Annotated in this window: 11 protein-coding genes and 1 pseudogene; 9 read left to right on the top strand and 3 right to left on the bottom strand. The window is 69.1% G+C overall.

Annotated features, from left to right (window positions below; translation table 11 throughout):
• The first annotated feature begins 32 nt into the window (after positions 1 to 32).
• The 3 genes and pseudogenes from AC1VNH_RS02895 (at position 33) to AC1VNH_RS02885 (ending at position 2,322) form a co-directional block, all read left to right on the top strand.
• On the top strand, positions 33 to 638 hold the full coding sequence (locus AC1VNH_RS02895; protein ID WP_483109779.1) for a YdeI/OmpD-associated family protein: 606 nt from the start codon (positions 33 to 35) through the stop codon (positions 636 to 638).
• 9 nt (positions 639 to 647) lie between these two features.
• Positions 648 to 1,696: pseudogene (locus AC1VNH_RS02890) on the top strand (zinc-dependent alcohol dehydrogenase family protein).
• A gap of 65 nt (positions 1,697 to 1,761) precedes the next feature.
• Complete coding sequence (locus AC1VNH_RS02885) at positions 1,762 to 2,322, top strand: NYN domain-containing protein (protein ID WP_483112680.1); 561 nt, start codon at positions 1,762 to 1,764, stop codon at positions 2,320 to 2,322.
• Between the two features lie 17 nt (positions 2,323 to 2,339).
• On the opposite strand, the gene AC1VNH_RS02880 is transcribed toward AC1VNH_RS02885, so the two are convergent.
• Positions 2,340 to 2,780, bottom strand: coding sequence for a GNAT family N-acetyltransferase (locus tag AC1VNH_RS02880; protein WP_483109778.1), 441 nt, complete (start codon positions 2,778 to 2,780; stop codon positions 2,340 to 2,342).
• Between the two features lie 256 nt (positions 2,781 to 3,036).
• Between AC1VNH_RS02880 and AC1VNH_RS02875 the strand changes: the two genes are divergently transcribed.
• The 3 genes from AC1VNH_RS02875 to lipA all read left to right on the top strand — a co-directional run bounded on the left by AC1VNH_RS02875 (position 3,037) and on the right by lipA (position 8,373).
• Complete coding sequence (locus tag AC1VNH_RS02875) at positions 3,037 to 6,618, top strand: beta-xylosidase family glycoside hydrolase (RefSeq protein ID WP_483112679.1); 3,582 nt, start codon at positions 3,037 to 3,039, stop codon at positions 6,616 to 6,618.
• 124 nt (positions 6,619 to 6,742) lie between these two features.
• The gene (lipB, locus tag AC1VNH_RS02870) at positions 6,743 to 7,381 is read left to right on the top strand and encodes a lipoyl(octanoyl) transferase LipB (RefSeq protein WP_483109777.1); all 639 of its coding nucleotides are present in this window, start codon (positions 6,743 to 6,745) and stop codon (positions 7,379 to 7,381) included.
• On the top strand, positions 7,378 to 8,373 hold the full coding sequence (lipA, locus tag AC1VNH_RS02865; protein ID WP_483109776.1) for a lipoyl synthase: 996 nt from the start codon (positions 7,378 to 7,380) through the stop codon (positions 8,371 to 8,373). Before lipB ends, lipA begins: the two co-directional genes overlap by 4 nt.
• A gap of 20 nt (positions 8,374 to 8,393) precedes the next feature.
• Here lipA and AC1VNH_RS02860 read toward each other — a convergent pair whose 3' ends face one another.
• Positions 8,394 to 9,050: a dihydrofolate reductase family protein gene (locus AC1VNH_RS02860; protein WP_483109775.1), complete on the bottom strand. Its 657-nt coding sequence runs from the start codon at positions 9,048 to 9,050 to the stop codon at positions 8,394 to 8,396.
• Between the two features lie 133 nt (positions 9,051 to 9,183).
• Between AC1VNH_RS02860 and AC1VNH_RS02855 the strand changes: the two genes are divergently transcribed.
• Positions 9,184 to 10,902: a hypothetical protein gene (locus AC1VNH_RS02855; RefSeq protein WP_483109774.1), complete on the top strand. Its 1,719-nt coding sequence runs from the start codon at positions 9,184 to 9,186 to the stop codon at positions 10,900 to 10,902.
• Between the two features lie 61 nt (positions 10,903 to 10,963).
• On the opposite strand, the gene AC1VNH_RS02850 is transcribed toward AC1VNH_RS02855, so the two are convergent.
• Positions 10,964 to 11,995 carry an LLM class flavin-dependent oxidoreductase gene (locus AC1VNH_RS02850; RefSeq protein ID WP_483109773.1) on the bottom strand — a complete coding sequence of 344 codons (1,032 nt, stop codon included), beginning with the start codon at positions 11,993 to 11,995 and terminating at the stop codon, positions 10,964 to 10,966.
• 121 nt (positions 11,996 to 12,116) lie between these two features.
• On the opposite strand from AC1VNH_RS02850, the gene AC1VNH_RS02845 reads away from it, so the two are divergent.
• Together AC1VNH_RS02845 and AC1VNH_RS02840 are read left to right on the top strand one after the other, a co-directional pair.
• A complete protein-coding gene (locus AC1VNH_RS02845; RefSeq protein WP_483109772.1) occupies positions 12,117 to 12,623 on the top strand; it encodes a bifunctional nuclease family protein in 507 nt (168 codons plus the stop codon).
• A 22-nt stretch (positions 12,624 to 12,645) separates the two neighbouring features.
• Entirely contained in the window at positions 12,646 to 13,155 is a 510-nt protein-coding gene (locus AC1VNH_RS02840; RefSeq protein WP_483109771.1) for a glycine cleavage system transcriptional repressor, read from the top strand.

Below are 13,155 nucleotides of genomic sequence, written 5' to 3'. Positions count from 1 at the left end.
CGCACTGCGCCGACGCGCGAGAGGATGGGGGTGTGCACACGACCGACAACCCGCTGATCGTCGCCGACGCCGCCGCCTGGCGCGCGTGGCTCGACGAACATGAGCACGACGACGAGGGAGTCTGGCTCGTGCTCGCCAAGAAGGGCACGACCGCGCCGACGGTTCTCAGCTACGACGGCGCACTCGAGGAGGCGCTGTGCAGCGGTTGGATCGATGGTCAGAAGCGAGGGCGCGACGAGGCGACGTTCCTGCAGCGCTACACGCCGAGACGCCGCGCCTCGTTGTGGTCCCAGCGCAATCTGACGCTGGTCGCTGGTCTGATCGAACAGGGGCGGATGCGCCCGCGCGGGCAGGCCGAGATCGACCGCGCGAAAGCGGATGGACGATGGGACCGTGCCTACGCCGGTTCGGCCACGATCGAGGTGCCCGACGACCTCCGCGACGCCCTCGCGGCGGAGCCCGCGGCGGCGGCGCTCTTCGAGCGTCTCGACGCGACCAACCGGTACGCAGTGCTGCACCGGGTCGCGACGGCCACGCCGTCGGCGCGAGCGGGGCGCATCGCCCGGCTCGTCGCGATGCTCGCCGAGGGGAAGACGCCGCATCCGCTCGGGGAGCCGCGCGGCCCCCGGCTCACGTAGGCTCGGATCATGCTCGCAACCGTCATCCACGCCGCCCGTGACATCCGCGTCGAAGAGGTCCCGCGCCCGCAGCCTCGACCGGGCGCGACGCGATCGTCCGCGTCGTCGCCGCGTGCGTGTGCGGCTCGGATCTGTGGCCCTACCGCGGGGTGACGCCGACGGAGCGTCCTCACCGCATCGGCCACGAGTTCGTCGGAGTCGTGGAGGAGGTCGGCGGCGACGTCGAGAACGTTCGTGCCGGCGACTTCGTCATCGCGCCGTTCTACGTGTGCGACGGCACGTGCGTGAACTGCCGTAACGGCGTGAGCACCTCGTGCCTCAACGGCGGATGGTGGGGCAGCGACGTGCGCGAGGACGGCTTCGCCGACGGCGGTCAGGGCGAGTTCGTGCGCGTGCCTCTCGCCGACGGCACCCTCGCCGTGGTCCCCGGCCCTGTCGAGCCCGAGGAGATCCCCGGCCTGCTGACGCTCAGCGACGTCATGGGCACGGGGCACCACGCCGCGGTGTCCGCGGGGGTGCGCCCCGGTGACAGTGTGGCCGTCGTCGGCGACGGGGCGGTCGGCCTGTGCGCCGTCATCGCCGCGAAGCGACTGGGTGCCACCACGATCATCGCGATGTCGCGTCACCCCGAACGACAGGCACTGGCGCGGGAGTTCGGCGCGACGCACATCGTCGCCGAGCGGGGCGAGGAGGGCATCGCGACGGTGCGCGAGCTCACGGGCGGCATCGGCGCGGACCGCGTCCTCGAGTGCGTCGGCACGAAGGAGTCCATGGACCAGGCGCTGCGCTCGACGCGACCGGGTGGGATGGTCGGGTACGTCGGTGTGCCCAACGGCGGCCCTGAACTGCCCGTGCGCACCATGTTCGGCTCGAATGTGGGTGTCAACGGCGGTGTGGCGCCGGTGCGCGGCTACATCGAGGAGCTGCTGCCCGACGTGCGCTCGGGAGCGATCCGGCCCGGGCTCGTCTTCGATCTCGAACTGCCGCTGCGTGAGGCCGCCGACGCCTACGCCGCCATGGACGAGCGTCGGGCGACGAAGGTCCTGCTGCGTCCGTGAGTCGGCGCGTTGTGCGCCCGGCGGGCGGGGGAGTGAGCGAGTCGGTGGCGACGGGAGACGAGAAGATGGCGCAGGCAGAGGCGACGACCTGGCTTCTCGTCGACGGCGAGAACATCGACGCCACCCTGGGCGGCTCGATCCTCGGCCGTCGTCCGCAACCGGATGAGCGTCCGCGCTGGGACCGCCTGCTGGACTTCGTCGAGCGCACCTGGGGAGGGCGCGCTCGCGGCCTCTTCTTTCTGAATGCCTCGACGAACCTTCCGATGACCTTCGTTCAGGCGCTGACGGCGCTCGGCTTCGAGCCGGTCCCGCTGTCGGGCCCCGCGGACGCAAAGGTCGTCGACATCGCCATCCAGCGCACCCTGCGAGCGCTTCGCGAGCGCGACGACGACGTGGTTCTCGTCAGCCACGACGGCGACTTCGTGGAGGATCTCGCACCACTCGCCGACGGCGCGCGGCGCGTCGGAGTGCTCGCGTTCAACGAGTTCCGCAACACCGGTTACGCGGCGATCGGCGGAGTCACCTTCTTCGACATCGAGTACGACGCGCAGGCGTTCGATGCGCCCCTGCCCCGCATCCGTGTGATCCCGATCGACGAGTTCGACCCGACGCAGTTCTTGCGCTGAGCGAAGGTCTCGCCGCGTCAGAGCGACAGCTGGTAGTGGATGAACCCGCTGCGCGTCGCGACCTGGTCGTACAGTGCCCGAGCGCGGGTGTTGGTCTCCGCCGTCAGCCAGTAGACCTTTGCGCAGCCCGCATCCTTCGCTCGATCCCGGACGTGGCCGATGAGTGATCGGCCCGCGCCGGACCCGCGCGCGCCAGGCGAGACGAACAGGTCCTCGAGGTAGCAGTAGTCACTCCTGGACCAGGTCGCCTGGTGGGTCAGCCAGTGCACGAGTCCGACCGCGTGCCCGTCCTGCCAGGCGATCGCGCCGTCGAGTCCGGATGCGGGATCGACGATGCGGTCGAAGGCGTGCTGCGTGACGTCGTCGGAGAGTTCCGTCTCATAGAAGCTCAGGTATCCCCGCCAGAGCTGCAGCCAGACGGCGTGGTCTTCGGTGCGAACGGCGCGGATCTCCAGCATTCGACCAGCTTAGAGTCGACTCGACGCGACGACGCCTTCGTCGGATCAGTGGTTCTGCTTGGTCGACATATGTCAGAGAAGGTGTTGCCCAGCGCCGAATGTTCTCGCTAACATGCAGTCGTCGCCACCGGACATAGATCGTCCGAACCCGCGGCCTGCAGTGGTGAGGCCCGGGTGCGGCGGCAGTGCGTGGCGCCCCGAAGGCGACACGATGCGGCGCGATGATGCGCGGAAGGGGAGACATTCAGTGACGATCATGAACCCGGGGAAACGCGCAGGGCGCCTCCTGACCCGAGCGGCAGCATTGACCGCCGCTGTCGCGACCACCGTGTCCGGCGCGGTCGTGAGCACGGCGGCGGCGCGCGCGGCAGATGACGACCCATGGTCGGGCCAGGGGAAGAGCTTCACGTCGACGCAGACCTCCGAGGCGACGTTCACGAACGCCATCATCGGATCCGATGTGCCCGATGTCGCCACGATCCGCGTCCCTGCCGGGACCGCGGGTGCCAGCAGGGACAGCTACTACATGATCTCCACGACCATGGAGCTCACGCCCGGCGCCCCCATCCTGCGCTCGTACGATCTCGTGAACTGGGAGATCGTCAACTATGTGTACGACGTCATGGAGGTCACCGACACCAACGCGTTGCGCAACGGCTACAGCGCGTACGGCCAGGGCCAGTGGGCGAGCACCCTGCGCTATCACGACGGCACGTTCTATGCGCTCATGAACAGCAACAACAACGGTCACGCCTACCTCTACACGACCACCGACATCGAGAAGGGGCAGTGGGAGAAGTACAGCTACAACCGCAGCTTCCACGATCCCAACATCTTCTTCGACGGCGACACCCCCTACATCGTCTACGGCAGCTCCTCGATGCAGATCGCGCAGATGAGTCCCGATCTGCGCAGCGTCATCAGCGACCGCGTCGCGGCGACCACGGCCACCGCGATCAACAACACGGGTCTGACCACCTCCGAGGCCATGGGCAGCGGCTGGGAGGGCAACCAGGTCGAGTACATCAACGGGTACTACTACGTCCTCGGCATCGCCTGGGGCAAGTACGGACGCCAAGCCATCGTGCTGCGTTCCAAGAGCCTGCTGGGTGCCGCCGCATCCGACCCGTACGAAGTGCGTGTCGCCGTCGGCTCCAATCTCGTCGCGCAGGGCGGGTTCATCGGCACGGGCGACTCAGCCACGCCCCAGTGGGCATTGCTGTTCGGCGACGACTACCCGACCGGCCGCATCCCCGTGCTCGTCCCCGTGACATGGGATGCGGCCGACAAGGACGCGTGGCCCGTCTTCGGAACCGGCGTCTACGGAAGTTCCCAGGTCCCGCTGCCCGGCGCGCAGCCGATGCCGGTCACCCTGAGTGCGGCAGACCGGCGCAGGGCCGAGTCGGCGAGCGTCGTGACGTCGGACCGGTTCGACAACGACGCGGACCCCCGCGACTTCCACAACCCCAACGGGAGCGCACCCGAGGTCGTGGTGCCCGAATCGCACGGTGAGCACATCGCCAACGGCACGATCGAGAGCGGCACGACGGCGTGGCAGTCGTTGGGGGGAACGACCCTCGGGCTCGGCTACTCCACGCGCCACCAGGGTTCGATGTCGCTGAAGGTGAACGGCCGCACGACCGATGCTGCCGGCGCTTCGCAAGCGGTCACGACTCTTCAGCGACGATCGAACTACTCCGTGTCGGCGTGGGTGCACTATCGCGACGCCGGTTCGGATCCGGCGCGGTTCGCGATCACGCTCAGCGACACGAGCGGTCACTCCTACGTCATGGCGCAGGCGGACGTGCCGAAGGGCTCGGCCTCGGCAGCGACCACCTTCGTGCAGGTCGCCGGTGACTTCACCATCCCCGCGGAGCTGGACGTCGCCAACGCGAAGGTCTCGATCGTGACCGTCGACTCGGCCACCGTCCCCGACGTCTTCTTCGTCGACGACGTGTCGATGGTCGGAGCACGGGCGGTCCCCGACTACTACACGCCCGAGGAGGGCGCCGACAACGGCTCCCATCTGGCACTGCCGTGGCAATGGGGGCACAACGCGGACAACAGGTATTGGTCGCTGACCGATCGGGCCGGCTGGCTGCGCCTGACGAACGGACGCATCGTGACCGGAAAGGCGAACAAGCAGTATCAACTGACGTACTTCGAGGAAGCGCGCAACACTCTCTCGCAGCGCACGTTCGCCCCGGCATCGTCCGCGCAGACCCGCCTCGACTTCACGGCCCTCAACGACGGCGACGTCGCGGGTCTCGCCGTCTACAACCGGCAGGTGAGCTACATCGGCGTGACCAGACAGGACGGGGAGTTCACGCTCGGCATCGTCAACCGTCCCGTGCGCGACTACACCGACCAGGAGTCGATCGCGACAGCGGAGGATTTCGTGGCCAGCGTGGCCGTGCCGGACGGAACCACATCGGTGCTGTTGAAGGCCGACCTGAACATGCGCAAGACGGGTGCGGACCGCAACACCGTCCGGTTCCTCTACAGCTGGGACGGCGCGACCTGGCACGCGTTGGGGGAAGCGCAGCCCAAGCGCGCCTCGTGGGAGTCGAAGCACTTCAAGGGGCAGCGATTCGGTCTGTTCAGTTACGCCAAGCAGACGACCGGCGGGCATGCGGACTTCGACTACTTCTATCTCTCCGACGTGCTGAGCGCAGACGGGGCAGCCGTGGACACGAGTGACCTCGACTGGCTCGTGCGCGAGGCGGCCGGCTTGGATCGACGCGACTACACGGATGCGTCATGGGTGAGCGTGGAGGCAGCGCTCGCGTGGGCGAAGTCGGTCGTGGCCCCGGCGACGCAGAATGAGGTGGATGCGCCGGCGCAGGCTTTGAATCGCGCGGTCGCGGCCCTCGAGGCGTCGCCGGCGGTGGCCCCCGTCGTCTCGGCCGAGGTGAGTTCGGCCGCCGCTCAGATCTCGGGCTGGTACCCCGCCGCAGTATCGGTCGCCCTGGCACTGAACGAGCGGGCGAAGGCCGACATCCAGTACCGGATCGACGGCGGCGTCTGGTCGGAGTACCAGGACGAGATCGTGGTCGCCGACTCCGGAAGTCACACCGTCGACTACCGCGCCAGCGTGGGAGGGGAGCCTGTCGCGGAGTCGGGCGGCGCCGCATCCTTCTCCATCGATGTCGACGCTCCCGTGACCACGGCGACCGTGGACGCCATGGCGCGGACGGTGCGCCTGACCGCGGTCGACGCGCATGCCGGAATCGATCGGATCGAGTACCGGATCGGTGAGACGGGGCCGTGGTCGCGTGTGGACGGTGCGGTGATCGTCGGCGACGAAGAGAGCGTCGTCGGTTATCGCGCGGTGGACGTCGTCGGCAACGTCGAGGCCGTGCGGACGGTCACCCTCCCCGCCGTGTCGGGGCCGCCTGCGGGTGTCGTCGCGCCTGCTGCGGACGAACTGACCGACCAGCGGCAGGGCGCGGTGAAGGGACCCGCCACGGTACGACGGGGCGAGGTGCTGACGCTGACGCTCGGGGACGTCCAGCCGGGGACCGAGGTTCACGTGTGGCTGTTCTCGACGCCGATCTACCTCGGGAAGGCGACGGCGGGCGCTGCGCAGACCGTCGCCGTCACGGTTCCCGCCACGGCGAGCCTGGGAGCGCATCGCGTGGCTGTCGCCAGCGCTGACGGATCTGTCATCGGATGGATGCCCCTCACGGTGACGGCATCGGACGGCACACTCCCGGCGACGGGTCGGGACGCCGCCGGAGTCGTGGCGATGCTCATCGGCGCCGCGGGGCTTCTCGCGTTCGGCGGGCTTCTGGTGTGGCGTCGCCGCAAGACAGGACGTTCGACGACGTCGTCGTAGTGGCTCGCGCTCCGCGGGTCGCGTACGAGCTCACCGGGCCGTAGGCACGGGGATGTCGTCCTGAGAGGCGGCGTCCCCTTGCCTGATCGGTATTGTTGGACTGAGGCCAACAAGGGAGTCAAGAATGCTCGACATCGTGACGGTGGGTTTCGCGCCCGCCCTCGTTCCCTACGAGCGCGCGTGGGCGATGCAGAGGCGCCTGCACGAGGAGGTCGTGACGGGCGTACGACGTGACACCCTGCTGCTGCTCGAGCATCGGGCCGTGTACACCGCAGGTACGCGTACGGAGCCCGCCGAGCGACCGGTCGACGGCACCCCGGTCCTCGATGTCGATCGCGGCGGCCGCATCACCTGGCATGGGCCGGGCCAGCTCGTGGGCTACCCGATCGTGCGTCTTCCCGATCCGATGGACGTGGTGGCGCACGTGCGCCGGCTCGAGCGTGTGCTGATCGCGGCTGTCGCCGAGTACGGCGTCGCTGCACACCAGGTGCCGGGGCGCAGCGGCGTCTGGGTGGAGGGCGAAGCAGGTGTGGACAAGCTCGCGGCGATCGGTGTGCGTGTCGAGCGGGGCGTCACGATGCACGGCTTCTCCGTCAACTGCGACAACTCTCTCGCACCGTTTCGCCGCATCGTGCCCTGCGGGATCACGGATGCCGGTGTCACGACTCTCAGCGACGCCGCCGGTCGGCCGATCTCGCCGCAGGAGTTCGCGGACACGGTCTCCCATGTATTCCGGCTCGAGTATGCGGAGGTGACGGCGTGAGCGCACCGGACGGGCGGCGCCTGCTCCGGCTGGAGGTGCGCAACGCCCAGACGCCCATCGAGCGCAAGCCGGATTGGATCAAGACGAAGGCGCGGACGGGGCCTGAGTACACGGCACTGCGCGAACTGGTGCGCACGGAAGACCTCCACACCGTCTGCCAGGAGGCCGGGTGCCCCAACATCTACGAGTGCTGGGAGGATCGCGAGGCGACGTTCCTCATCGGGGGCGCCCAGTGCACCAGGCGCTGCGATTTCTGCCAGATCGACACCGGCAAGCCCGCCGAGTACGACACCGACGAACCGCGCCGAGTCGCCGAGAGTGTGCGACGGATGCGGCTGCGATACGCGACGGTCACGGGCGTTGCCCGCGACGACCTGCCGGATGAGGGCGCATGGCTTCACGCGGAGACCGTCCGCCGCATTCACGCCGAGAACCCGGAAACCGGGGTCGAGATCCTCGCCACCGACTTCTCGGGAGATCCGGATCTGCTGGACGAGGTCTTCTCATCGCGTCCCGAGGTCTTCGCGCACAACGTGGAGACCGTGCCGAGACTGTTCACCCGCATCCGTCCGGCTTTCCGCTACGAACGATCCCTCGGGGTCCTCGCGAGAGCACGGGCGGCGGGCCTGATCACGAAGTCGAATCTGATCCTCGGCATGGGAGAGGAGCCCGACGAGGTGCGTCAAGCGCTGCGCGATCTGCGCGAGGCGGGCACGGATATCGTCACGATCACGCAGTATCTCCGACCGACACCGCGCCACCTTCCGGTCGCGCGGTGGGTGAAACCGGACGAGTTCGTCGCGATCCGACAGGAAGCGGAGCAGATGGGCTTCCTCGGTGTGCTCGCCGGCCCTCTGGTTCGTTCGTCGTACCGTGCCGGACGCTTGTGGGCCCAGTCGATGCGCGCCCACGGCCGCCGGATCCCGACGGAACTCGCACACCTGGTCGAAGACATCGATGCCGAAGGCGGAGGCTTCGCCCGGGCGGTGTGAGGTGACGGCTCCCGCCTGGGTCAGGTACGCGAGCGACGCCGGAAGGTCAGGTGCATCACTCCGTTCGGTGCGGCCTCGCTGGTCGCCTCGTAGTCCGCCTCCCACCCGCGCAGATCGTCCCAGAGCCGGATGCCGCCACCGAGGATGATGGGCGAGATGCCCACGTGCAGCTCGTCGACGAGTCCCTCGCCGAGGAACGCCCGCGCCGTGCTCGCGCCGCCGCCGATCCGCACGTCCGCGCCGCCCGCCGCGTCGATGGCCCGAGCGAGGACCGTCGCCGGCGGCCCCTGGACGAAGTGGAACACGGTGCCGTTCGCCATCTCGATCGGTGGGCGCTCGCGGTGCGTGAGAACGAAGACGGGGACCTCGAACGGAGGCTCGTCCTCCCAACAGCCGCGCCACTCCGGGTCGTCGCCGTGCAGATGAAGGCCGAACATCCCGGCACCCATGATCTCGGCGCCCACACCCTCGAAGTAGCGCGCGGCGTACGCGTCGTCGACGCCCGCCGTCCCCGATCCGCTCTCGTCGTGGAGCACGCGGCGGCGGAACGTGCGGGTGGCGACGTATGCGGCGGTGAGTCGCCCCCAGTCGTCGCCGAACGGGTTCTCCGGCGTCTGGTCGGTCGTGGTGGCGAAGCCGTCCAGCGAGATGTTGAGGTCGAGGCGCACGCGAGTCACACTCGAGGATCCGGCCGATCGGAGCGGGTGTCAACATCCGGCGCGGCGAAGGGATGCGGGCGCGTGCTTGCCGGTGGAGCGGATGCGGGGCACCATGATTCTGGCGAGGCGCGTGCGCCAGAGGGAGTACAGCATGGTGCGTCGGGTGCGCGGCAGTTTCCGACGCGCCGCCCGGACCTGCGCGGATGCGGTCTCCGGCGGCGCCTTCCTGACGCGTTGGAGCGCGCTGCTGTCGTTCGTCGTCGCCAGCACGGTGAGCGTGCCGACGGTCGGTGATGCGACGCTTGAGGGCTACGCGGCCGCGGTGCTGGTCGGTGCGCTCGGCTGGATCGTTCTCTCGATCATCGTCCTGCCTGCGGCCGTGGCCGAACGGCGGCTGAAGGCATCTCAGGCGCGCGCGATCGTGGTGCTGGGGGCGCTCGTTGTTGCTGCTGTCGTGCGCGCCCCCGTCAACAACGCCGTGAGTCTGCTGTTGTGGGACACGCCCACGACGGGTTCGTGGGGTCCGCGAACGCTCACCAACCTCGTCACGACTCTCGTGGTGTTCGGCGTCGTCGGCGTCGCGACGACGCAGTTCGCGCGACGCCGCCTCGTCGCTCAGCGACTGGCTGATGCTCTGGAGCTCATGCGAGCCCGCCTGGACCGCGCCCAGGAGCGTGTGACGCAGACTCGCGAGTTGCTGGCGCAGACCGTGATCGACCTGCGCACCGGTCGCGACGCGATGCTGAGCGGTGACGTGGACTTCGACACCGTGCGGGCGTACGCCGCGAAGGTGCGCGAGAGCAGCCACCTCTTGGTGGAACTGGCGGACGACGAGGATCTTCCCGCGGACCGACCCACGGGCAGGAGGGAGGCTGCCGCCGGGGGTCGGACACCGGTCGTGCTGATTCCGACGCCCCTGCTCGTCGTCGCACTCGTCTACAACATCGCCTCTCTGCCCTTCGCTTTCACGGCCGGGCCGCCCGCGCTCGTCGGGCTCGGCTACCTCGGCGTGTGCCTGCTCGACATCGCCGCGGGAGCAGTGACCCGTCTCCCTCGCCTCCGCGGGTCGACGCCCGGCTCCGTGCGGCCGGTCGCATTCATCGGGGTGTGGCTGCTGGCCGGAGTCGGCGTGGCAGCTTTGACCTTCGCCCTGCTGCCGGATCTGAGGATGCTGAGCGTGGTCGGTGTCGTGGCGATCCCCGCCGCGGCAGTGGCGCTGTCACTGTGCGTGGACGCGGTACGGAGGGTGCGCTCCGCCGAGCACCGTGCCGCGCGTGTGCTGGCTCGCGTGGCGCAACGCGTGGCGGCGCGGAGGGCGCAGGCGAGTGAGCAGCTCATTCGCGCGTCGGGGCTGCTCCACGGTCCGGTGCAGGGCAGGTGCGTGATCCTCGCCGCGCAGGCGGACGACGAACCGCCGACGCCGGAGGATCTCGCGGTGTTCCGCGACCACACGGACGAGGCCTTCGATGCCATGCTCGAAGCGTCTCCGGACGCGGACGGCACCCCCGCGCCGGGCTTCGCCGGATCTGTCGAGGCTCTCCTGTCCGCCTGGAGCGGTGTCGTCGCGACGACGCTCCAGCTCGACGCGGACGCGCGTCTCGCCCTGACCGATCCCGGGACGGCCGCGCGTGCGGTCGAAGCGGTCAATGAGGCCCTGGTCAACGCTGTCAAGCACTCGGCAGCGCGTGTGGCAGCTGTCGCGATCGCGGTGATGGCCGACGGTCGGGTGCGTGTTCGCGTCTCGTCGCGGGGCGCCCTCGCCGCAGGCTCGCATCGTCCGACGGGGCTGGGGACGAGAGGTGCGGGCATCGCGATCAGTCAGCAGGGCGAGGACGTCGTCCTGGACTCGGTCCTGCCCGCCGCCGGCTGACGGAGGGGAGGGCACCGGGCCTCCCGCTCGGCGACGATGGAGACGGGCGGAGCGGGCGCTCTCAGGCCGAGACCGGGGCCTTCCAGCCGAGGGCCGGGGCGACGTACTTCGCGAACGACTCCACGACGCGCAGGTTGAACTCTACGCCCAACTGGCTGGGGATGGTGAGCATGAGCGTGTCGGCGGACTGGATGGCCGCATCCTGCAGCAACTGCTCGACCAGCACGTCGGGTTCGGCGGCGTACGTCTTGCCGAACGTGGAGCGAATACCGTCGATGATGCCGATCTGATCGCCGCCCTGCGAACCGCCGAAGTACATGGCGTCCTCCGCAGTCGTGATCGGGAAGATGCTGCGACTGACCGAAACGCGGGGCGTGCCCGCGTGACCGGCTTCGCGCCACGCCGCGCGGAACGCGTCGATCTGCTGCGCCTGCAGAAGATCGAAGGGCGTACCGTCTGCCTCGGTGAGCAGCGTCGAGGACATGAGGTTCACCCCGACGCGTCCCGCCCATTCAGCGGTGTCGCGGTTGCCTGCTCCCCACCACACCCGCGAGCGGAGCCCGGGGGATTGCGGTTCGATCGCCTGCATCCCGGTTCCGCCGCCGAAGGGGCTGTTCGCGTCGCGCTCGGCGAGCGGCTCGCCGTCGATCGCACGTAGGAACAGATCGAAATGCCGACGTGCGATGTCGGCACCCCGGGGGTCTTCGGAACCCGTGTAGCCGAAGGTTTCGTAACCCCGCACGACGGACTCGGGTGACCCGCGGCTCACGCCGAGCGCCAGCCTGCCGTCGCTGATCAGGTCGACCGCCGCCGCTTCCTCTGCCAAGTACAGCGGGTTCTCATAGCGCATGTCGATCACGCCGGTCCCCATCTCGATGCGGGAGGTGCGCGCGGCGATCGCAGCGAGAAGCGGCATGGGTGAGCCCTGCTGGCGCGCGAAATGGTGGACCCGGAAGTAGATGCCGTCGACGCCGAGCTCGTCCATTCCCACGGCGAGGTCGATCGCCTGGAGCATCGAGTCGCGCGCCGTGAGGATGCGGCCGCCGCCGAGAGGGCCGTAATGCCCGAAGGACAGTGTTCCGAAGCGTTCCATATCGATGACAACCGTACGCAGGCGGAAAGCATTCCGATGAATCGATCTTCGTTCTTCGCGTCGGCCCTCGCCCGCCGCGGCCGTGCGTAGCATGGCAGCACGTCGACGACCGGGAGGTGCCATGGTTCGCGTCCGCGTCCTGGGGGTTGCTCTGGATCCGGCGCAGGAGCATGTGATCCTGCTGAAGCCGGTCGCACGCCCGTGGGACAGGATCCTCCCGGTCTGGATCGGTGCCCAAGAGGCGACGGCGATCCTGGTCGCCGTGCAGGGTGCCCCCTCGCCGCGCCCGCTGGCCCACGATCTGATGCTCTCGATCGTGGACGAGCTGTCCGCACGGGTCGAGCGGGTCGAAGTGACACGAGTCGACGACGGCACGTTCTACGCCGCGGTGACCCTCGACACCCCGCTGGGCGCCCGCGTGGTGGATGCCCGGCCGTCGGACGCCATCGCACTGGCGTCCCGTGCGGATGCTCCCATCTTCGTGGCGGACGAAGTCCTCGCTGTGGCAGGCATTGCGGATACCGTCTCGGAGCAGTCGGATGAAGCTTCGACGCGGGACGAGGAGTCGCGCATTGCCGAGTTCCGCAGCTTTCTGGACGAGGTGGAGCCGGAGGATTTCGAGGACTGAGCGCGGTGGCTACGCTGGCGCCATGACAACCCTTGTGCTCACCGTCGTCGGGGTCGACCGTGCGGGCATCGTGTCCGCGGTCGCCGAAGTGATCGGTGCGCACGGCGGCAACTGGGAGGACAGCGAGCTCGCGGAGCTGGCGGGCACCTTCGCCGGCGTCATCCAGGTCGATGTCGCACCGTCGCGTGCTGACGAGCTGCGGGGCGCATTGAGCGTCCTGGAGGGATTGGCGAGCATAGTGGTCGTCACGCCCGGGCGATCCCTCGACCCGCGGAATGAACTCGCCGTCCGCGTGATGGGCAACGACCGCGTCGGCATCGTCCGCGAGGTCACGAGCGCGCTGGGCGCGCGTGGCGTCAACGTCGTCCGCATGACGACGCATACGCAGGATGCGGCGATGTCGGGCGGGCGGCTTTTCCAGGCGGAGATCGTGGCCGCGGTCCCTGCGGAGACTCCTGCGACGGAGGTCGTGGCGGCGCTCGAGTCGATCGCCGCGGACATCCAGGTCGAGGCGACCGTCATCGAGAGGTGA

This window comes from Microbacterium sp. KU4F (assembly GCF_056868075.1).
Note: the sequence above shows the minus strand (reverse complement) of the source record. Positions and strands in the feature narration are given on the sequence as shown.

What these genes read in the sequence shown, in the direction of transcription:
- AC1VNH_RS02885 (WP_483112680.1), top strand. Translation starts at nt 1,762, where the DNA reads ATGGCGCAGGCAGAGGCGACGACCTGGCTTCTCGTCGACGGCGAGAAC.
- AC1VNH_RS02880 (WP_483109778.1), bottom strand. Translation starts at nt 2,780, where the DNA reads ATGCTGGAGATCCGCGCCGTTCGCACCGAAGACCACGCCGTCTGGCTG.
- AC1VNH_RS02875 (WP_483112679.1), top strand. Translation starts at nt 3,037, where the DNA reads ATGAACCCGGGGAAACGCGCAGGGCGCCTCCTGACCCGAGCGGCAGCA.
- lipB (WP_483109777.1), top strand. Translation starts at nt 6,743, where the DNA reads ATGCTCGACATCGTGACGGTGGGTTTCGCGCCCGCCCTCGTTCCCTAC.
- AC1VNH_RS02855 (WP_483109774.1), top strand. Translation starts at nt 9,184, where the DNA reads ATGGTGCGTCGGGTGCGCGGCAGTTTCCGACGCGCCGCCCGGACCTGC.
- AC1VNH_RS02850 (WP_483109773.1), bottom strand. Translation starts at nt 11,995, where the DNA reads ATGGAACGCTTCGGAACACTGTCCTTCGGGCATTACGGCCCTCTCGGC.
- AC1VNH_RS02845 (WP_483109772.1), top strand. Translation starts at nt 12,117, where the DNA reads ATGGTTCGCGTCCGCGTCCTGGGGGTTGCTCTGGATCCGGCGCAGGAG.
- AC1VNH_RS02840 (WP_483109771.1), top strand. Translation starts at nt 12,646, where the DNA reads ATGACAACCCTTGTGCTCACCGTCGTCGGGGTCGACCGTGCGGGCATC.